At 38.3% G+C, this 20,000-nt stretch carries 17 protein-coding genes; 3 read left to right on the forward strand and 14 right to left on the reverse strand.

The genetic code is table 11. The annotated features are described in order from the left end of the window. Positions 1-17: 17 nt before the first annotated feature. The 5 genes from F886_RS12560 to F886_RS12580 form a co-directional block, all read right to left on the reverse strand. Positions 18-1,352 (reverse strand): carbohydrate porin, encoded by a 1,335-nt coding sequence (locus tag F886_RS12560; protein WP_034591330.1) that lies wholly within the window; start codon positions 1,350-1,352, stop codon positions 18-20. 211 nt (positions 1,353-1,563) lie between these two features. Next, positions 1,564-2,916, reverse strand: coding sequence for an MFS transporter (locus F886_RS12565; protein ID WP_005305835.1), 1,353 nt, complete (start codon positions 2,914-2,916; stop codon positions 1,564-1,566). Positions 2,917-3,003: 87 nt separating this feature from the next. Continuing rightward, the gene (locus F886_RS12570; RefSeq protein ID WP_005305836.1) at positions 3,004-3,336 is read right to left on the reverse strand and encodes an NIPSNAP family protein; all 333 of its coding nucleotides are present in this window, start codon (positions 3,334-3,336) and stop codon (positions 3,004-3,006) included. Further along, a complete protein-coding gene (locus tag F886_RS12575) occupies positions 3,326-5,110 on the reverse strand; it encodes an FAD-dependent oxidoreductase (RefSeq protein WP_005305839.1) in 1,785 nt (594 codons plus the stop codon). The genes F886_RS12570 and F886_RS12575 overlap by 11 nt, the downstream gene beginning before the upstream one ends. 312 nt (positions 5,111-5,422) lie before the next feature. Continuing rightward, positions 5,423-6,229 carry an IclR family transcriptional regulator domain-containing protein gene (locus tag F886_RS12580; RefSeq protein WP_005305842.1) on the reverse strand — a complete coding sequence of 269 codons (807 nt, stop codon included), beginning with the start codon at positions 6,227-6,229 and terminating at the stop codon, positions 5,423-5,425. A 190-nt stretch (positions 6,230-6,419) separates the two neighbouring features. Between F886_RS12580 and F886_RS12585 the strand changes: the two genes are divergently transcribed. Next, a complete protein-coding gene (locus F886_RS12585) occupies positions 6,420-7,160 on the forward strand; it encodes an SDR family NAD(P)-dependent oxidoreductase (RefSeq protein ID WP_005305845.1) in 741 nt (246 codons plus the stop codon). Positions 7,161-7,346: 186 nt separating this feature from the next. On the opposite strand, the gene F886_RS12590 is transcribed toward F886_RS12585, so the two are convergent. Beyond that, a complete protein-coding gene (locus tag F886_RS12590) occupies positions 7,347-8,408 on the reverse strand; it encodes a sigma-54 interaction domain-containing protein (protein WP_005305848.1) in 1,062 nt (353 codons plus the stop codon). A gap of 486 nt (positions 8,409-8,894) precedes the next feature. Between F886_RS12590 and F886_RS12595 the strand changes: the two genes are divergently transcribed. Together F886_RS12595 and F886_RS12600 are read left to right on the forward strand one after the other, a co-directional pair. Beyond that, on the forward strand, positions 8,895-10,091 hold the full coding sequence (locus F886_RS12595; protein ID WP_005305851.1) for an acyl-CoA dehydrogenase family protein: 1,197 nt from the start codon (positions 8,895-8,897) through the stop codon (positions 10,089-10,091). A gap of 92 nt (positions 10,092-10,183) precedes the next feature. Then, on the forward strand, positions 10,184-11,260 hold the full coding sequence (locus tag F886_RS12600; RefSeq protein ID WP_005305854.1) for a sigma-54 interaction domain-containing protein: 1,077 nt from the start codon (positions 10,184-10,186) through the stop codon (positions 11,258-11,260). Positions 11,261-11,325: 65 nt separating this feature from the next. On the opposite strand, the gene F886_RS12605 is transcribed toward F886_RS12600, so the two are convergent. The 8 genes from F886_RS12605 to F886_RS12640 all read right to left on the reverse strand — a co-directional run bounded on the left by F886_RS12605 (position 11,326) and on the right by F886_RS12640 (position 20,000). Further along, positions 11,326-12,105 (reverse strand): ABC transporter ATP-binding protein, encoded by a 780-nt coding sequence (locus F886_RS12605; RefSeq protein ID WP_005305857.1) that lies wholly within the window; start codon positions 12,103-12,105, stop codon positions 11,326-11,328. Between the two features lie 17 nt (positions 12,106-12,122). Next, positions 12,123-13,520 carry an ABC transporter substrate-binding protein gene (locus F886_RS12610; protein ID WP_005305859.1) on the reverse strand — a complete coding sequence of 466 codons (1,398 nt, stop codon included), beginning with the start codon at positions 13,518-13,520 and terminating at the stop codon, positions 12,123-12,125. 43 nt (positions 13,521-13,563) lie between these two features. Then, positions 13,564-14,634 carry a branched-chain amino acid ABC transporter permease gene (locus tag F886_RS12615; RefSeq protein WP_005305862.1) on the reverse strand — a complete coding sequence of 357 codons (1,071 nt, stop codon included), beginning with the start codon at positions 14,632-14,634 and terminating at the stop codon, positions 13,564-13,566. Between the two features lie 3 nt (positions 14,635-14,637). Further along, positions 14,638-15,519 (reverse strand): branched-chain amino acid ABC transporter permease, encoded by an 882-nt coding sequence (locus F886_RS12620; RefSeq protein ID WP_005305864.1) that lies wholly within the window; start codon positions 15,517-15,519, stop codon positions 14,638-14,640. A 41-nt stretch (positions 15,520-15,560) separates the two neighbouring features. Further along, positions 15,561-16,352, reverse strand: a complete 792-nt coding sequence (locus F886_RS12625; protein ID WP_005305866.1) for an ABC transporter ATP-binding protein — start codon at positions 16,350-16,352, stop codon at positions 15,561-15,563. Between the two features lie 12 nt (positions 16,353-16,364). Further along, on the reverse strand, positions 16,365-17,522 hold the full coding sequence (locus F886_RS12630; RefSeq protein WP_005305869.1) for an AMP-binding protein: 1,158 nt from the start codon (positions 17,520-17,522) through the stop codon (positions 16,365-16,367). Between the two features lie 323 nt (positions 17,523-17,845). Next, positions 17,846-19,435: a rhodanese-like domain-containing protein gene (locus F886_RS12635; protein ID WP_005305872.1), complete on the reverse strand. Its 1,590-nt coding sequence runs from the start codon at positions 19,433-19,435 to the stop codon at positions 17,846-17,848. Between the two features lies 1 nt (position 19,436). Next, complete coding sequence (locus F886_RS12640; RefSeq protein ID WP_005305874.1) at positions 19,437-20,000, reverse strand: cysteine dioxygenase family protein; 564 nt, start codon at positions 19,998-20,000, stop codon at positions 19,437-19,439.

Genomic DNA, 20,000 nt, shown 5'->3' on the forward strand with positions numbered 1-20,000 from the left:
TTTTTACTCATACATATTTAAAAATTAAGTTTCATGGTCATACCGACTACCCAAGCATCATCCACTTGTTTTAGACCACCAGCTTGATGCACATATTGAATATTTGGTCGTAAAGCAATACTAGGTGACCATTGAAAGTTATAGTTCAATTCAATATTCAATTCGTCATGCTGAATCGGTGTATATTTCGGATTCGCATAGTCAACTTCGGTTAATCCCAGCAATTGATTAGATGCATTTTGGCGTTCTCGGACACGATCATTCACATCAAAACGTGCCAGACCTAAACCAATAGTATCATTTGGTCGATGCTCGAATATGCCCTTATACCAAAGTGCTAGTTGCTGTGTGCTTTCAACGACAGTTGTAGATTTATCATTAAAAGTAAAGTTTGCTGAAATAAATAAACCATGCTTAGGGTCGTCCGCAGGCGCAAAAACCTGTTGTTGCGCATTAAGCCAAACACTATGCTTATTGTTTTGCCATTTCCGATCTGCTGCATTTGGCTCAATATTACCTTTTTCATCTGTACTAACATTATGTGCATCTGCCGTTGACAAAAATGCACCGACTTTATATTCACCACTTAAGCCATCGAAAAATGCTAGATTGGGTTTCCAAGATAGTTCCACAGGAATTAAAATACCTTTACGTTGATCCATATCCAAATTAAAACCATGTTGCTCTAAAGCATTTTCAGGATTGACCTCATAAATCCCTGTTCCAAACCAGAGCGATGGTAAAAATTGATATTTGGCGTTAATTCCCCATTGGCTTACAGGACTATTAAACCAAATATCTCCTACTGTTTTACCTAACTGACCTCCACATAACATTAAGTTTTGAAACTCACAATGTGATGCATTAAAATCATCTGAAAGTCCCATGCGACCTACCTTAATGTGTAGATCATTATTCAAAAATCCTTTTTTAATCCATGCACTGGTTAAGCGCCACCATTGTCCACGCCCATAAATCTCTTGAGCACTACTAAATTGCGGCGCTCTAGGATCACTAATCCGATCAGTAGAAAGCGGTTGTCCATCTCGTTTCGTTATGCTCAACTGGGCTTGAGTATCTTTCCAATCTGCTATTTTTTCTAAATCTAGACGTGTACCAAATGTCCATTGGTTTGCATTAAATAGTCGTGGTGAATCGTCATATCCTCCACTCAGATTAATAGCACTTTCATTTTGAAAAGCTGCGGTAAATTGATAACCTTGCTGCTCGAGTTGAGCGCGTTTTCCGTTCCAATCGCCCAATATCCATTTTTGGTCCTGAGCTAAAGGATCGAAGGCAAATACCGCACTACTTGCTAATGTAAAAGTTGAAATCATCGCAAGCGAAGTCATAGAAAATTTCATTAATGCTGTTCCTTAGCACATTGTTTATTATGAACATAAAGCCTTGAATTATTTCAGCTGAATCAACTGCTATACATTTTTTAAGTGTATTTATCCCTACCTGACCAGCATGCTGATCAAGCTAATTCAAAGCCATAGAAAACATTTAAGAAGCAAAGATAGATTTTAAAATAGTTAATCAACTTGCTTTATTACTGATTTAACTCAACTGTGTTTTGGTTTGCACAATAGACTGTTTCGTTTTAATACCCTGAATTAAAACGGCAAAACCAGAAAGTACAGCAGGAATCATTAATAATGAGAACATCATAGAAAATGGCATACCTGAACTGATCATCGCAGCTCCAGCAAACGCACTTAATATTGCACCAAAGCGCCCAATACCATTCATCCAGCTTGCTCCGGTTGCGCGAGCAGAAGTCGGATAATATCCAGTCGCTAAAGCACTCAAACCAACGGCCCCACCATTAAAAGTAAAACCAAGAATCCATGCAAAAATACACATAAGCACCATATCATGACCAAAATGCCCTAACCCAAAGGTTGCAAGTGCGCCAATCAACATGGCAATAAAAAGTACCAAACGCGGACGATAATGATCCATACACCAACCTAGAGTGATACTTCCAACAGGACCACCAATTTGAAAGAACGAAGTCACAATGGCAGCTTGAGAAATCGTAAATTGATTCGATTTAATTAAGGTTGGTAACCAGCTACTGCATAGGTAGATTAAAAATAATGCCATGAAATAACTGATCCAGAGCATAATAGTGCCATAGCGATATTTACTAGATAAAATTAGACCTAGACCAGATTTCTCGGTTTTTACTTCATTCAGATAAATTTCTTGATTTAAAAAAGAAGATTGTGGAAATAAGCGTTTTAAAATCGCTTTGATTTTGTCTTGGGAGTACGATTGTTTGACTAAATAAGTAATTGATTCAGGCATTTTCCAATATAAAAATGGTACCAAAATCAAAGGCAGTACGCCGCCTAATATCAACATACTACGCCAGCCAAACTCCGGAATCAGCCATGCTGCTAAAAAACCACCTGCGGCAGCGCCTAAAGAAAATCCACAGTAGGCAACAGTAACTGAAAATGAACGGCGATGATCTGCTGCATATTCTGAAACTAAAGTCGCTGCATTGGGAGCAGCAGCACCTGCACCTAATCCAGTAAGAAAACGATAAATTAAAAGATGTGTGATATCAGTTGAAAACGCTGTTAGCAAAGTAAAAATACCAAAGCCAAGTACGCTTAAAATTAGCACTGGTTTTCGGCCAAATTTATCTGATAAAGGCCCAGAAACTAATGCACCTATTGCTAATCCAACCAATGCTGCACTTAAAACTGGTGCTAACTCTTGTGCACTAATACCCCACTCCTGAATAATCTGAGGAGCAATCAATCCCATGACTACGACATCCAGACCATCTAAAGCAATAATAGCAAAGCAAAAAAATAGAATGAGCTTTTGTAGTCCACCCATCTTATTTTCATTTAATATGCTTTTTACATCTTTCCTTTGTATTTGACTTGTGCTCATGAGTTTCTCCTTATAAAAGCACGAAGTTTCCCTCGGTGTTTTTCTCAAAACACCTTTCCTTAAGGGAATTTTTAAATAAACTGCTGTTTAAGGCTTAATTAATGAAGCTAAGTTCACTGGCCTTAAAATTTGATTCACCTGTGACGTCACTAAACCTTCAGATGCTTTCAAATAAACTTGGAAGTCAGGATCTGTATCTCGGGCAAAACTACGCTTTTCATAGTCATCCAGACTGTCATAACCCCACAAATGTACGACCTGATTTAACGTACCGATATTACTAATATAAAAACCAAGTGGCTCGCCCAAGTGCTTTTTCAAAATAGGCATCGCCAGCTGATCGAATACCTCAAGAAATCTAGGCATGCATCGTGGTGTAATATTGTAAATACGGTGATCAACAATCGGTTTATGAAACATGAAAAGTCTCCTTAACAGATTGAGAGTTGGCAGATTTAGAATTTTTAGATGATATAAAACCATTCCCTCCTTTAGCTAAATCAGCAATATGTGATCCTGTGATATAACCAAAAGTCATGATTGGCCCTAAAGTAATTCCTGCACCTGGATAGTTTCCACCCATAATACTCGCACGGTCATTACCAACTGCGTATAAACCTTGAATGGGTTGGTGAAACTGATTTAAAACTTCACCAGTAACGGCTGTTCTGATTCCATCAAATGTTCCTAAATCGCCCATAAACACCTTCACAGCATAAAATGGACCTTGCTCAATTGGTGCTACACATGGATTTGGTTTGTGATCTGGATCGGCCAAATATCGGTTAAACGAAGTAGAACCACGGTGGAATTCTGGATCCTGGCCTTTCACAGCCCCTTCGTTATAACGCTGTACCGTCTTAACTAACTGCTCAGCATTAATTCCTGCCTGCTGTGCCAGCTCTTTTAAACTATTACCTTTAAAGAGATATCCTTTTTTAATTAAAGATGAAAGTGGCATTGGAGCTGGTTTGGCATAACCTAAACCATATTTGCCAATCGTTTTATGATCACAAATCAACCACATAGCAGTTTCATCAAGCTCCTCACAAGCCCTAAATAAATCTGCACCAACGTCATGATAAGAATTTGATTCATTGGTGAAACGCTTACCATTTTTAAGTACACCAATAATTCCAGGCTTATAGCGATCTAATAAATGGGGAAATACACCGTAACCATCTGCATAGGGAACTTTTGACACAGGCATCCATGCAGCAGAGTCCGCATATTGAATATCTACTACACCACCAACCGATTCTGCAAGGCGACATCCATCTCCTGTATTAGTCTTTGGTACAGGTGAGATGTGTTCACCACCACGTTTCAGGTGCGCGTAAACTTGTTTGAGTCGTTCAATATCATGTGAAAAACCTCCACATGCTAGTACTACTCCATTTTTAGATTTAATCTGGCAGCGCTGATCTTGTTGTTGAACTTGTACGCCAACAACTTTGCCATTCTCAAAATTTAACTGCTTAACTTCAGCTTCTGTATAGATTGGAATATTTAAATCAAATGCAGATTTAGCCAAACGTGCAGCCAAAGCATTACCGCTTGTGACATTAGTACCACGACCGTAAACAGCCAGTTCTTTTAAATGAATAGCTAATCGCTTTGCCACATAGATAAAGGAAGTAAACGATTTAGTGGCATTAAAAAAGTGCTTTAAATCTGCATTAGATGAATTAAACATCATGCCAATAAAGGTAATTGTTTTAAGGGGCGGACGTAGGCGTTTCATATTCTCGCCCAAACCACGAATATCATAGGGTGCAGCTAGTACAGAGCGACCAATATCAACCCCACCCAGAGCATCCGGATGATAGTCTGGATAAAGTGTCGGGATAAATTTGACTGAGGTATTTTGTTCAAAAAACTGGAGCATTTCAGGTGCATAATCCAGAAATGCATTTACAGCCTCAGCATTAAAAAACTCTTTGGTTTCATGCTTTAAATAGGTCAACGCTGCTTCACGACTATCTTGTATACCATTTTGTTTTGCATGATGATTCCCTGGAACCCATAGTACTCCACCAGAAAAAGCTGTTGTACCTCCGAACACATCGTCTTTTTCAAGGACAATAACATTTAAGCCTTTTTTCTTAGCAGTAATCGCAGTCGACAAACCGCCTGCCCCTGCACCCACCACAACCAAATCGCATTCAAGCTGTTGAGGTAATTTGGTATTCATTGTTGTCACTCCTTGCGACAGATCCATGCGTTCACTTGCCTGAAATAAGCTGGCTACACCATCCTGATAGTGTTGTATCGAACGCTTTTCTTTTTATTAAACTACGGGGCTATCACAGTTCCGACTAGACACTTTCTTTTAAATTGAACGATGATCGCGCAAACACATCTTATATCGTTCACTGTTTATAAAATCATCTCTTCCAACGGTTATATAAGACAAATTAAATAGTCTTAAAATATTGATAAAATTATTTTAAATATAAAAAAAACGCCCGATGAGGACGTTTGATTGAAACTACAGAACAATAAACTAAATCATGTCTCGAATTTCTTTGGCTGCCTCTCTTAGTAATGGCAAAACCGTATTAATCAGATAGGTATCATTTACTTTAGAAATCGGAGCAACAGCATTTAATCCCGCAATAATATCACCAGTCTGATTAATAATCGGTATCGCAATTGCTGTTACGCCCAGTTCATATTCTTCAGCGGAAATACAATAACCATTGTCCTTAATGGTCTGTAATGCAGCTAGAAAACTGGCTTCTTCTGTGTATGTATATGCAGTAAATCGTTTAAGTCCATATAACTTAATCCAGTTTTTCTGCTCTTCTAAGGATTTATGCGCTAATAAAACTTTACCCGTTGATGAAGCATGAGCAGGAATTCGGTTACCTAGATGAATACCAAAAGGACTTACCCGGAAATGATCATTTTGCGGGACACTTCTAGCAATCGGAACGACTTCATAATTATCTTGAACCACCACGGAGAAAACTAATGTCGTTTTTTCAGATAAATGATTTAAGACAGACTGCGATATTTTTGGCAAATGTGCTGTACTTAAAAAAGCCCCTGAAAACTTAAGTACCTTATGTGTTAACCAGTAATAATATTCATCAGTTTCAAGATAGCCTAAAAACTTGAGTGTCTTTAGATATCTACGTGCTGCTGTACGAGTAATATTAGTTCGCTCTGCGACTTGAGTAACATTTAAACGCTGTCGATCTGTGCCAAATGCTTCAAGAATATTGAGGCCCTTTGCTAAACCTGCAATATAGTCATCGTATTTAATCGTCTCTTCTGAGAGCGGATGTTGAATAATCTGATCCCTCATCATTTTCCCTTTTCTAAATTCCCTGTCCGATATTCGCTCAGTATGTCTGAATATCGTCTTCATTCCCAGATTGTATCTAGAGCTCGTTTGGCTAAATACGTATTTTAAGTCTTACAGGAGAACTTCAATATTTAAGCATCTATTTCACAAAGAGAGCTTAGATCAAAACTTAGGATTTAGGAAATGTATTATGTCTAGACTACAAAATAAAGTCTGTATTATCACAGGTGCAGCCTCTGGTATGGGTGAGTCCGAAGCAATTGCTTTTGCACAACAAGGAGCAAAATTAATTATTGCCGACATGAATTTAGAACAGGCTAACCAAGTTGCCGGGAAGATCATCAACGCAGGTGGAGAAGCCTTTGCTTTTCAAGTGGATGTCACTCAATTTAATCAGCTCAAGCAGTTAGTTGAATTTACATTAGAGAAATTTGGTCGAATTGATGTACTACTGAATAATGCAGGTATTTTCGACAAATATACCAATAGCTTAGATACGACCGAAGAACTTTGGGACCGAATGTTTGCCATAAATGTAAAAGCCGTATTCAATTTAAGTAATTTAGTTTTGCCTAAAATGATTGAACAGGGTTCTGGAGCAATTATCAATATTGCATCTATTGCGGGTCTAGTAGCTCAAATGGGAGGCGCTTCTTATACAGCCTCAAAACATGCTGTAATTGGTTATACAAAACATCTAGCAGCAGTGTATGCCAAACATGGCATCAAAATTAATGCTATTTGCCCAGGTACTATTCGTACGCCAATGACGGCCAAAATGCTAGAAACCCGTCCGACTGATAAAATTCCACTGGACCGTTTTGGAGAAGCGTCTGAAGTTGCCGAGTTAGCTATTTTTCTAGCTTCTGATGAAGCCCGTTTTATGAATGGCTCATGTATTACAATTGACGGCGGATACACTATTATTTAATAAAATATCTTTACTAATCTAATAGAAATATCTATTAGATTAGTTTAAAAACAATAGTAATTGTTTTAAATGATATATGTCTTATTTTGAAATTAAAGAAACAACAATATTAAATCTTTCTTGAGTAAGAAAATAAAACCCAAAATCACATGGTAATTTTGGGTTAATACAAAAAATAAGCACGATCTATATGCGAATATTTGGAGACAATAAACCATGTTTAATCAATCTTGCACGAATAATATTTCGGCTTATTCCTAGTAATTTTGCAGTATGCAATTGATTGTGATGACAATATTCATAGGCAGCTCCTGTAATTTCTGCCTCTAATTGCTCATTTAAATCTTCTATTCCTTGTTCAAACCAACTAAACAGCAATTGTTTTAAAGTTTGATTTGAGTTGCGATAAATCGAAAAATCATATTCAGAAGTGAGTAATTTATGCTTGAAACCGGAAAGTTGGAAATCATAACTTTGAATCACCCCATTTTTACAAATGAGCAATGCGTGATGAATTGCATTTTCTAATTCACGAATATTTCCCGGCCAATGATAATCAACGAGCAATTGTTGAGCTTCTTCACTTAACATAGGCGGTTTCTTATTCAGACTCTGCGAATAGTCATAAATGAAGTGCTGTGCTAGAGGTAAAATATCACCAGTTCGTAGGCGAAGCGGTAAAACATGGAGCGATGCAACTTTTAATCGAAAATATAAATCTTCTCTGAAATTACCTGCATATACGGCTTCTTCTAATCGAATATTCGTTGCAGCAATTACTCTGACATCAATTTTTTTGGTCTGTCGAGAACCAACCCGAACCACTTCATTTTCTTGTAAAATTCTTAGCAGCTTCACTTGAATGCTTGGTGACAAATCACCAATTTCATCTAAAAAAATAGTTCCGCCATGCGCTGCTTCAAACCACCCGATCTGAAGGCTTATGGCTCCTGTAAAAGCTCCTTTTTCATGACCGAACAACTCTGTTTCAGCTAACGTATCAGATAAAGCACCACAGTTTACAGCAACAAAGGGTTTATTTTTCCGATTAGATAAAGCATGAATCTTTCGAGCAACCAGTTCTTTACCTGTTCCTGTTTCACCAACAATTAAAACGGACGCTTCGCTTGGTGCGATTTGTTCAACATAAGACATTAAACACTTTGAATTTTGATCTTCAAATACATATGCACTAGCTTTAACCGTACGTACGAGTTGGCGAGATTCGGGATGTTTGACGATATCCATAATAATCTCCAAAATTTAAAGTGGATGAGATCAATCTGAACGAGTACTTTTTCTTAAATCAGAAAAATAGCTAAACAACGCACCTTAATCTAAGTTTTCTAGATAACTAATACCAATAATATTAAGTGCAAATAATATTAAATTTAATTATTTGCTCATTTAGAGTACTCGATGTGAAATAGGCAACATTCCAAAAGCATAGTGTTGTTTATGCAACAGCACATCAACACTTTAAATTTAAAGCCAACCTGCCACATGAGAAAAAAGATACAGTCTGTTGAAATTTAATAAATATTTTATTGGCATAGTGTTTGCTGGCTGCATGCTATGAGACTTTAGTTTGGTTGATCTCTTGTGATTTATCTAGCTATAACAACTTATAAATCAATTGAAGCACCAGCCAATTATTTATTCGTCCTTCACGCCACATCGTGAAAGTAAGTCTTAAATTATGTCAAAAATAGATAAATAAAGGATAAGGCAAGTATGAACGTTTTTAATCAGAACCACAGTATTCGTAGTCTTTCTGATGTTATTCCTGTTGCACAGTCTCTGGCTCAACAGTTTGCGCAAACTGCTATAGAAAGAGATAAAGTTGGCGGTACGCCTAAATATGAACGTGATTTAATTCGTCAAAGTGGTCTTCTTTCTTTATCTATTCCAGAGCAATTTGGTGGCTTGTCCGGTCAGTGGCAAGACATCTTTAATGTTGTCAAAATCTTTGCTCAGGCTGATAGCTCACTCGCCCATGTTTTTGGTTTTCATCATTTGCTTTTAGCAACGGTTCGCTTATTTGGCAATTCACAGCAATGGCAGCGTTGGTACCAACTCACGGCTGAAAAATCGTGGTTTTGGGGAAATGCATTAAACCCACTCGACAAACGTACCGTCGTAAAAAAACAAGATGACTGGTACGAATTTTCCGGGAAAAAAAGTTTTTGCTCGGGTGCGCTTGACTCAGAAATGCTTATTGCATCAGGAGTAGATGAAAAAACTGGAAATCTTTTAATTGCAGCGGTACCAACCTCACGCTCAGGAATTACGTTGTACCATGACTGGGATAATATTGGACAACGTCAAACAGACAGTGGTAGTTCCATTTTCGAACGGGTTCGTGTTGAAATAAAAGATATGTTGCTTGACCCAGGGCCACTAAGTACCCCATTTTCAACGTTAAGACCTTTAATTGCACAATTGGTTTTTGTGAATATGTTCTTGGGCGTTTCCGAAGGTGCAATGCTTGAAGCCAAACGTTATACAAAAACTGAATCACGTGCATGGTTTTTATCAGGCGTGGAACATGCCGACCAAGACCCGTACATCTTGCGACACTATGGCGAGTTCTGGTTAGAACTAGAGGCCTTACGTCTGTTAAACAAAAATGCGATCACCAAATTACAAGAAGCATGGGACATTGCTGAAAACCTGACAGAACAACAACGTGGTGAAGTTGCGATTGCCGTAGCAACAGCAAAAGTGGCAGCAACGCGTACAAGTCTGGATATTACCAATCGTATTTTTGAGGTGACAGGAGCCAGAGCAACTCAGGCATCATTACGATTTGACCGATTCTGGCGCAATGTACGAACACAAACCTTACATGACCCAGTGGAATATAAGCTGCAAGATTTAGGAATCTGGGCTCTAAATGATCTTTATCCCAAAGCGTCATTCTATTCATAACATCATCGACAATTGAATACTTAGGAATAACCGATATGCATCGAACTCCCACCGACAGAAACGATTTGATATAAATGAGAGACCTATATTAGATGCGGCATAATATTGTTACGCTACCTGAAATTACCCAGCGCAGTGACTCGCATAAAGCCACCGCACAGGTATTTAACGACCCAGAATCCAAAAAATTGCTTGAATATATCAAGCAGATTGCACCCAGCGAAGCGAGTGTATTAATTCATGGGGAAACAGGTACAGGTAAAGAGCTCATTGCCAGACAAATTCATAACCACAGTAAACGGCGTAATAAACCGTTTATTGCTGTAAACTGTGGGGCTTTTTCGGAGACCCTTGTTGAAAGCGAACTCTTTGGTCATGAAAAAGGTGCCTTTACAGGGGCATTATCGAGCAATGCCGGATGGTTCGAGGCTGCAAACGGTGGGACATTATTACTTGATGAAATTGGGGATTTATCTAAACGGATTCAGGTTAAACTTTTAAGACTATTACAAGAACGTGAAGTAGTCCGTTTGGGCTCTCGTAAAAGTATTCCGGTAAATGTACGAGTACTCGCCGCAACAAATGTAAACTTAGAACAAGCCATTCTTAGCGATCAGTTTCGCGAAGACTTATATTACCGCCTTAATGTGGTTACCTTAAACATTAAACCTTTACGTGAACGAAAAGGAGATATTCTACCTCTCGCCTATCACTTTATTGATAAATATCATGCTCAACTTGGTTATGAAAAAGCCGATTTTTCCAACGCTGCAAAAGAAAAAATCAGCAATTACTGGTGGCCTGGTAATATTCGTGAATTAGAAAACATGATCCATCATGCGCTATTAATTTGCCAAAATGGCATTATTGAAAGTCATGATCTCACATTAATTCAACCACCCACTCAATTGAACCCAAATAAGCTTCAAGAAAAAAAAGCCAGTGAACCCGTCATAAATCCTAAATTAAAAGAAGTTTTTCATCAGCTATTTCAGCAAAATGATGGAAAAGTTTATGCACAATTTGAAGAGCAATTATTACGAATCGCCTATCATTATTGTCATCAGAATCAAGTTAAAACTGCACAAATGCTAGGTTTAAGTCGTAATGTCATTCGTTCCCGACTGATTGATTTAGGTGAGTTGGTTGTAAATAAACGCGGCGAATAAATTATTTTTATCTATCAATATCAAGCCAGTCATCAATCATTTGATTGATGACTGGCTATTAAAAGCTAAGCAATCTCTCCTAAATATGCTTTTTGAATTTGTCCGGTTTCATAAAGAACTTGAGTCTGTCCAGAAACTTTGACTTCTCCACTTTCGATGACATACGCATAATTGGTGTAGCCAAGTGCCAAACGAATATTTTGTTCGGCAACTAAAAAACTCACACCTTGCTCTTCAGAGAGTGACTTAATTAATTCAAAAATTTCATAACTAATCTTGGGAGCTAACCCCATTGAAGGTTCATCTAATAAAACCAACTTTGGCTCTGTCATCAATGCCCGCCCAATGGCAAGCATTTGCTGCTCACCACCAGAAAGATAACCAGCCAATGTCTGCTTCTTTTCAGCAAGCCTTGGAAAATATTGATAAACTTTTTCTAATGCAGTTGAAAGTTTGGCGCCCGAATGATGCGAAATAAAACCGCCTGTTCTTAAATTTTCACCAACAGTCAAATGTGTAAAACAATGACGTCCTTCAAGGACTTGCACCAAACCTTTTTTGACAATATCACTTGGATTTTTCCCAAGTATGGATTCACCCTGATATTCAATTTTGCCACGGTGAATTTGCCCATTTTCAGCAAAAATCAACTGTGATATTGCTTTCAGAGTTGTACTCTTACCAGCTCCATTGGCACCAAGCAATGCAACAATAGAACCAGAAGGAACCGTTAAACTCACCCGTTTAACTGCCAAAATACTCTGGTCATATACGACTTCAATATCATCGACATTTAACAATGGTTCACTACTTTCAGGTTTGATACTGTTTAATGATTTAGACATGCGGTCATCTCCTGATCTTATTCTTCAGTTGCGCAATCTCGAATTTTTATGCCTTGCTCTTTGGCATATTTTTCTGAAGATTGTTCAATAATCGGACGTAATAAGCTGCGATCCGCTTGTACCCAATCACTAATTACTTTCCACTCTTTACCGTCCCATTGTTGGAAACGTACCGCACCACCGCCTTCATGGTCTTGGCACGATAGTTTTAAAGGCTGTACCAAACCATATGCACCAAGTTCTTTTAGACGTGCTTCAGTTAAGTTGATATGTTCAAAGCCCCAACGGACCTCTTCACCAGTAAGCGGACGTTTACCAAATTTATTTTGTGCCACACGTACTGCTTCTACATTCAAAATACCGTTTACCACACCTAGGTTATAGTAAACCGTACCGAAACGATTTTTATCGGCAAGATCTGACTGACCTTTATCAACAACAAGTTGTTTAATTTCTTGTAATACAGGGAAATTCGTTCCTGATGGATGAGTCGTAATTGAAATAAAACCATTTGCCGCAGCACCTGCTGGTGCAGCATCTTCTTCTGAGTTTGACCAGATATTCCCAATAATTTTATTGGTTGGGTAACCCACTTTCTGTGCAGTTTTTAATGCAACAGGATTCATCACACCCCAACCACGAAGAATGACCCAATCCGGTTGAATCCGTCTAATATTTAACCATTGAGATTGTTGTTCATTACCAGGGTGTGGTACTTCAATGTTGGTTACTTCAAAGCCATACTTTTTCGATAAAATCTCAATGACTGGAATCGTTTCTTTGCCGTAAGGAGAACCGTGATATAGAACCACGATTTTTTTACCTTTTAGTTTTTCCAAGCCACCGCTTTGCTGACCTAAATAATTAATAATTGCAGATACTTCACTATATGGATTGAGCTGCAATGGAAACACGTATGGGAAAACACGGCCATCCGTAGAATCTGTACGCCCATGGTTAATAGTAATCAACGGTAATTTATCTTTTGTTGAACGCTCCAAAGTTGCATAAGCGATACCGACAGATAAAGGGTTGGTTGCAGCAGCAGGCGCTCCATTTAAACCATTCTTCAAACGCTCATAGCATTCTACCCCCTTTTCTACTACATACTCGGTTTCACACTCAGACCACACCAGCTTCACGCCATTCACACCGCCTTTGGCATTGACGGCTTTCATGTAGTCAATAAAGCCCCCGAAAAAGCCCGTTCCCCCAGCAGCGTAAGGGCCAACCCGATAACTCTGTAACGGGAAATACTGGGCATTTTTATCCGATAATTGTGTTTGCTGCTCAGTTGCGGCTTGTTGTTTTTGCTCAGGTGGATTTTGTTTGTCTTTTTTCGTGACAAACACAATAGCGACTAAAGCGATGGCAATAACCACCAGCCAAAACCACAAGGATTTAAATAATTTCATAAATTAATCTCTAAATAAACAGACAAAAGTGTTGTTAAAACAATTAGTAACGTAATGGCCATTTTCTTAATCTGTGATACAAATTACGTAGTAAACGGCTTAATCCTTCTGGTTCCTTGATCAAGAAGTAAATGATCAAAGCCCCGAAAATAATTTTTTGTAGATTCTGTAGTAGTGCTTGATCGATAGCCTGTCCGAAAACAACTTGCCCCAAAACACTCAATAAAATAGGCAACAGCACAATAAATGCGGCGCCCAAAAAGCTGCCAGTTAGGCTGCCTAATCCACCAATAATGATGATGAATAGAATTTGAAATGATCGATTAAGATCTAGCCCATCTGCTTCAATGGTTCCAAGATAAGCAAAAGCCCAAAGTGCCCCCGCAATACCGAGATAAAATGAACTGATCGCAAAGGCCAGTAATTTAGTCTGGCTCACCGGAATGCCGATGGTGGTTGCCGCAGTTTCCATATCTCGTACAGCACGAAAATTACGACCATATTGACTATTGATCAGGTTGCGAGCCAAAACGGTGAGAACCACAACAATACTTAAGGTCAATAAATAGTGCCCGACTGGGCTATTTATGGAATAACCCAATATTTCCATACGAGGAGCAGTAATCACTCCCGAAGCATTATTGTTAGTAAACCAGCCATACTGTGTGAATAACCACGGTATAAAAAACTGTGCAGCCAAGGTAGAAACAATTAAATAAAAGCCTTTAATTCGAAGACTTGGCAGGCCAACCACCACCCCAGTTAAAGCAGCAATTACACCACCCAAAAAAATGCTGACCAGTAATGGCAACTGAGGAATTCGCAGCTCTAAGTTATAAGTTGCAAATGCGCCTACTGCCATAAAAGCTGCGGCACCTAATGAAAGTTGTCCGGTATAACCTGTCAGAATATTGAGCCCCAATCCGGCAAGTGCCAAAACTAGAAAAGGGACTAAAATGGCATTAAATAAGTAATCTGGTCCAACAAATGGAACGAAAAGAAAGGCAATCAATAGTGCAAAAATAAATAAAATACGATGCTCTTTAAGCCGGAAAATGCGTTTCTCATCTTGATATTGCTGTACGTATTGTCTTGCTTGGCTAAATAAAAACATGGCTTATACCCTCGTCACTTGTTTCTGACCAAACAGACCGGTTGGGTATACCAATAAAAAGAGAATCGCCAATACATATGGAAACCAGTTTTCAATTCCGGAGCCAATAATGCCGCCTAAATAAATCTCCGCTAGTTTCTCGGTGGCTCCCACAATCAAGCCCGCTAAAATCGCACCTGCAATCGAAGTAAAACCACCAATAATCAGTACAGGTAATGCCTTTAGTACCACCAATGAAAGCGAGAATTGAACACCTAAACGTGCGCCCCACAACAAACCAGCGACTAATGCAACAAACCCTGCCACTGTCCAGACTAATATCCAGATATGATTTAAACGGATCCCCACAGATTGTGCGGCTAAAGGATCATCAGCAACGGCGCGTAGTGAAATGCCAAAGCGAGTTTTACTAAATAAAAGGGATAAAATAATGACCAATGTTCCAGCAATACCTGTTGCGAACAGATCAAATTTGCTCAGCATGATGCCAAAGAAATTGATGGGTGAATCAGAAATTCCCAGATCTAATCCATGAACCTGTGTTCCCCATACAGTTTGAGCTAATCCCTCAATGACATAACTCAAACCCAGAGTTGCCATGAACAATGTAATAACAGAGCGATTAATTAAATGTTTTAAAATCAATGCATCGATCAGTAGTACCAGCACAAAAATGACAAATAGCGTGACAATAAAAGCCACCACGAATGGAATGCCACGTTCAGTTAAATTGACAAAAGTTAAAGCTGAAAATAAAACCAAAGAACCTTGTGCAAAATTAAAAACACCCGATGCCCGATAAATCAAAACAAACCCAATGGCAACCAAGGAATACATGACACCTGCCAACGTACCCCCTAGCAAGACTTCTAGAAAAAATGACATATAAAAACTAACCCCTTATTTTTTAATTTATTTGTATATGCTCAATGCGCTTCAAGCGCTTGAATCCCTAAATATGCGCTCAGCACTTCGGGATGTTCTTGAATTTGTTGTGGAGTGCCTTCTGCAATTTTTTTGCCATAGTCCAGCACCACAATATGGTCAGAAATATCCATAACGACAGCCAAATCATGCTCAATCATGAAAATGGTTATATCCAACTGTTGATTTATCTTTTGAATAAACTTGGCAATACTTCGTTTTTCAGCATGGTTCATTCCAGCCATTGGCTCATCTAAAAGCAGAAACTGAGGTTCTGCTGCCAATGCTCTTGCCAACTCCACACGTTTTTGCAAACCATAAGACAACGAGCTAACCAATTGGTCCCGGTATTCTTGTAGATTCAACAGTTTTAAAATTTCTTCAGCTTTAAAACGCTGTAAATCATCATTTTTTTGAGTGCTTGGTAAAGACAATAATGCACCTAGCAATGAGTGGCGACTTTTTAATACCCGTCCAGTTAAGACATTGTCCAATACCGACATTTGTTTGAAGAGTGCTAAATTTTGAAAGGTGCGCGCAATTCCTAAATAGGGTGCATGCTTTGCCTTATAGTTATGCAAAACCTGACCAGCAAAAATGATCTGACCAGATTGCGGCTGATAAATGCCATTAATAATATTAATTACCGAACTTTTGCCGGCACCATTGGGACCAATTAAAGAATAAATCTCTCCCTCTCTCACCTCTAAGCTAAGCTGCTTGAGCACTTGTGAAGAGCCAAAAGACAAATCAATCGCCTTAAGTTCTAGCAATACCACAGATGATACTGACATATATTTCCCTTCTTAATTTATTGTTGTTATTGGCAAAGAATGAAGCTGCGAATTGTCCAATTGGGTACTTTGCCATTCGGCATATTCTCCCCATTCGTGTAACTTCACACCTAAACTTTGATAAAAATTTCGTGTTGCAAGCGTTACAGGCTGCCCCACTGTTAAAGCTACTTTAAGATGTGAAAAACCCAACTCTTCTAAAATGACTTGCTTAAATAAGGCAAAGCTCAACTTATCAATGAAAGATAATTTTTCTTCATTTTTCTGTTTTTGAAGTGCTTGCTGGTAATGTTTGGCAAACCATTTACCACTTGGTAAGCGGTTATAAATTAACTGCTCAACACGGGCATAGGTTTCATTGGTCCCTAAAATCAATGTTGGCGCAATAATCTGTCTATCCTGATCGCGAGTATTTAAAGTCTCAGGAATATTTAAGTTAAAACCTGCAAGTAGCCATGACGACCATAGATAACGAATGTGCCCAACACTTGAAAAAGCACGCGTAACAAATGCTTCCTCATGATGATCTAGGTGGTGGTTTTGAACCAAATGTTTGGCCTCTGCAATCAACTCTTGATGAGAATATTGCACTCTCAGTCGTTGATTAGATTCAATCCGTTCAAAGCTAAAAGCAATTTGTGCAGGTTCTAGCTGAGTCTTTTTAAAATCAATACGATATTTCTCGTTGGAATTCTTTAATAACTTATCGACACCTACAACATAGTCATATTCAAATGTACTTAATTTGCTTTGTTCAATATAAAAAATATAAATTGGGTGATAACGTAATGTCTCAATTGAAACAAGCTGCTCTAGCTCTTCTACGAGAATATAATCTGGTTTTAAAATCGCAAGATGTCTTAAAAAGTCTTCTGTTTTTAATGTATCAACACTTTGGTCAATCAATTGAACTTCGCCACCTAAAGCCTGAATAGCCAGACTAATAGCAACTACATCAATATTCGGAGAACTGACAATAAGAAAAGTTTGCTTGTTTTGAAAACCATACTCATAAAGCGCAGACGCGTATCTTTCGCTAAGTTCTAGTAAATTTTTCCATGACCACTGCTGCCACAGACCTAGCTTTTTATGTCTTAATGCAATTGCATCCGGACGTGCTGTTGCGTGGTATGCCAACAGTGAAATAAGACTTTGCGAATAATCTGACATTTTTGCAATACCCCCCTCATAACGTCGATTGCTAAACGATGAGATAAAAAAATATTGCTGTTATATTTCAATTTACATGCCAAATATTTTTATAATTATTTTCAATGTCTTACAAAAAGATCTTTCTCTATCTGTGCATAAAAGTAATCGTTTATTGTTGAATAACTGTTTTTCAGGCAACAGTTATTACTTGGTTTCAAAAAAACATATTTAGAGAAATCTCAAGAACAAATTTTGATTAATACTTTTGATTTTCATAATAGCTCTTCTTTGCTTTAAAAGAGCTATTATGATTTTTATCAATATTTTAGCTAAATATTTAACTAAACCACAAAGAAACCATGTGTTCCATCTGTATTCAGTTGGGCAACTAATCCATATTCCCACTCTAAATAGTCTTGCATAGCTTGGATAGAATTATCCGTTCCTTCATAAGGGCGTTTATACCGATCTATACGGGGTGATAAGTACACATGTTTATCAGTTTCCAAAACATAAGTTTTTGTCCATGCTTGATTACCGCCTTCCAAGACATAAATATTTTCTGAAATTTTAGCTTGAAGAGCACATACTGCATATTGTGCTAACAGACTACTACCACAAGTCACAACAATTTTATGGTTTGTTGGAATTTTTTTCTCATTAAACAGTCGTTCAATATCTGCTTTTAATACCCATTGAGCAGTAGGAATATGCCCTTTTTGATAGTTTGCACTACTTGTAAAATCCAGAATAGTGACTTCCTCACCGACATCTAACCATGCTTGCAATTGTTCAGGTGTAATCCGATGTTTTGTATGCAACAACGGGACAACTGGTTTCCATCCTCCTTGCTCAGTAAATATTGTCTGAAAATCCGCATCGAGTACGTAGACATCCCAATTCATTTGCGCCAACCAAGAGGCAGTCATATAAGCACGGACGAGTTGATCATCAATGAGTACAATTCTGGCACCGCGTACACTCGCATAATGGTCAGTTTCCTGAACTAGTTGCCCACCACCAATCCAACGGCTATTGGGTAGATGCGCTTGTATATACTCTTCTTCTGACCGTACATCAAAAACATAGGTGGTGCGTTCACTCTGTTGTTGGAATAGTTGTAGTTGTTCCAAACTAATCGTTTTTACACCAGCCTGTTGTGTTAATTGTTTGGCATTCTCCAATACACCTGATGAATTATTTTTATTAGCAAAATTAGTATATTGTTGGTGTTGTCCTAAAGCTAATTGTTGCTGTGCCAATGTCCAACCAATCGTACCGTTACGTAAAGCATAGACTTCATGTCCAATCTTGGCATTAATCAATGACTGTGTACCAATTAAACTACGTGTACGCCCTGCACAATTCACAATAATTTTAGTATTTTCATCTTTAACAATATTTTTAGCATGGAGTACCAATTCAGCACCAGGTACGCTGATACCGCCCGGAATACTCATGGTTTGATATTCATCAAAACGACGAGCGTCCAGAATGACAATGTTTTCCTGATCATCAATTAATTTTTTGACTTCTTGAGCTGACAGTGACGGCGTTCCTTTATGATGTTCAACAAATTCACCAAAGGCTTTACTTGCTGAATTGACATCAATAAAAATTTCACCGCCTGCATCTTTCCAGCCTTGTAAACCACCATCCAATAATGAAATCTGCTGATAGCCCAATGCTTGTAACTGTTGATAGGCACGTTCTGCCAAGCCCTCACCATTGTCATAAATAACAATATCAGTAGACAGACGAGGTATTCGATTTAGAATTTCTACTTCAAATTTGGAAAGAGAAATATTGGCAGCAAACAAAGGATGACCTTGAGCATATGGATCTTCTTCACGTACATCAATTAGTGCGATTTCTTGACCAGCCAATAGCTTTTTGCGGATATCTTGATAAGTTTGAATATTGGTTGTCATATTAATGTTCCTGATTTGAATAACCTGAAATAAAACGCTTTGCTGTGCCATCTAAAGCAAAGGTATAGCGTTCTACTTTGCCAATATCAGCACCATAAATGTGAATGCTAATCGAAACCTGATCGGACAGCGCATTACGCACTTGATGCACATCACCCAAGGCTGGAGTAAAAAAATCAATTTCGCCAACTTTTAAATGATCTGGTTCACCTGTGATCTCAAAATGCCCTAATGCATTTCTTTGGTAGCGCTGTGAGATTTCTTCACCTTGCAGGACGCCAACGACTCCCCAAACTTCATGATTATGGATTGGAGTAGTTTGTCCCTTATCCCATACAAAACTGACAATTGAAAAATGATCTTCCGGATCGCAATATAATAAAAACTGTTGATAGCGTTCAGGGTTCGGTTGCCGATAAGAGCTTGGCAACCAATCATTTAAATGCAGCAATCTACGAAAATCTGGAATAAAAGATTGTATGAGATCAACATCTTCTAATTGCTGTGAAATTCCATATTCAATTCTTTCAATCAACGGCTGGAGTACTTGTTGCAACTGACTCAT

It is taken from the genome of Acinetobacter sp. NIPH 542 (assembly GCF_000369825.1).
GTDB classification, from domain to species: Bacteria; Pseudomonadota; Gammaproteobacteria; order Pseudomonadales; family Moraxellaceae; genus Acinetobacter; species Acinetobacter oleivorans.

Excerpts from the sequence above, each read along its gene's own strand:
- F886_RS12560 (WP_034591330.1), bottom strand. The coding sequence starts at position 1,352 with ATGACTTCGCTTGCGATGATTTCAACTTTTACATTAGCAAGTAGTGCG.
- F886_RS12565 (WP_005305835.1), bottom strand. The coding sequence starts at position 2,916 with ATGAGCACAAGTCAAATACAAAGGAAAGATGTAAAAAGCATATTAAAT.
- F886_RS12570 (WP_005305836.1), bottom strand. The coding sequence starts at position 3,336 with ATGTTTCATAAACCGATTGTTGATCACCGTATTTACAATATTACACCA.
- F886_RS12575 (WP_005305839.1), bottom strand. The coding sequence starts at position 5,110 with ATGAATACCAAATTACCTCAACAGCTTGAATGCGATTTGGTTGTGGTG.
- F886_RS12580 (WP_005305842.1), bottom strand. The coding sequence starts at position 6,229 with ATGAGGGATCAGATTATTCAACATCCGCTCTCAGAAGAGACGATTAAA.
- F886_RS12585 (WP_005305845.1), top strand. The coding sequence starts at position 6,420 with ATGTCTAGACTACAAAATAAAGTCTGTATTATCACAGGTGCAGCCTCT.
- F886_RS12590 (WP_005305848.1), bottom strand. The coding sequence starts at position 8,408 with ATGGATATCGTCAAACATCCCGAATCTCGCCAACTCGTACGTACGGTT.
- F886_RS12595 (WP_005305851.1), top strand. The coding sequence starts at position 8,895 with ATGAACGTTTTTAATCAGAACCACAGTATTCGTAGTCTTTCTGATGTT.
- F886_RS12600 (WP_005305854.1), top strand. The coding sequence starts at position 10,184 with ATGCGGCATAATATTGTTACGCTACCTGAAATTACCCAGCGCAGTGAC.
- F886_RS12605 (WP_005305857.1), bottom strand. The coding sequence starts at position 12,105 with ATGTCTAAATCATTAAACAGTATCAAACCTGAAAGTAGTGAACCATTG.
- F886_RS12610 (WP_005305859.1), bottom strand. The coding sequence starts at position 13,520 with ATGAAATTATTTAAATCCTTGTGGTTTTGGCTGGTGGTTATTGCCATC.
- F886_RS12615 (WP_005305862.1), bottom strand. The coding sequence starts at position 14,634 with ATGTTTTTATTTAGCCAAGCAAGACAATACGTACAGCAATATCAAGAT.
- F886_RS12620 (WP_005305864.1), bottom strand. The coding sequence starts at position 15,519 with ATGTCATTTTTTCTAGAAGTCTTGCTAGGGGGTACGTTGGCAGGTGTC.
- F886_RS12625 (WP_005305866.1), bottom strand. The coding sequence starts at position 16,352 with ATGTCAGTATCATCTGTGGTATTGCTAGAACTTAAGGCGATTGATTTG.
- F886_RS12630 (WP_005305869.1), bottom strand. The coding sequence starts at position 17,522 with ATGTCAGATTATTCGCAAAGTCTTATTTCACTGTTGGCATACCACGCA.
- F886_RS12635 (WP_005305872.1), bottom strand. The coding sequence starts at position 19,435 with ATGACAACCAATATTCAAACTTATCAAGATATCCGCAAAAAGCTATTG.
- F886_RS12640 (WP_005305874.1), bottom strand. The coding sequence starts at position 20,000 with ATGAGTCAGTTGCAACAAGTACTCCAGCCGTTGATTGAAAGAATTGAA.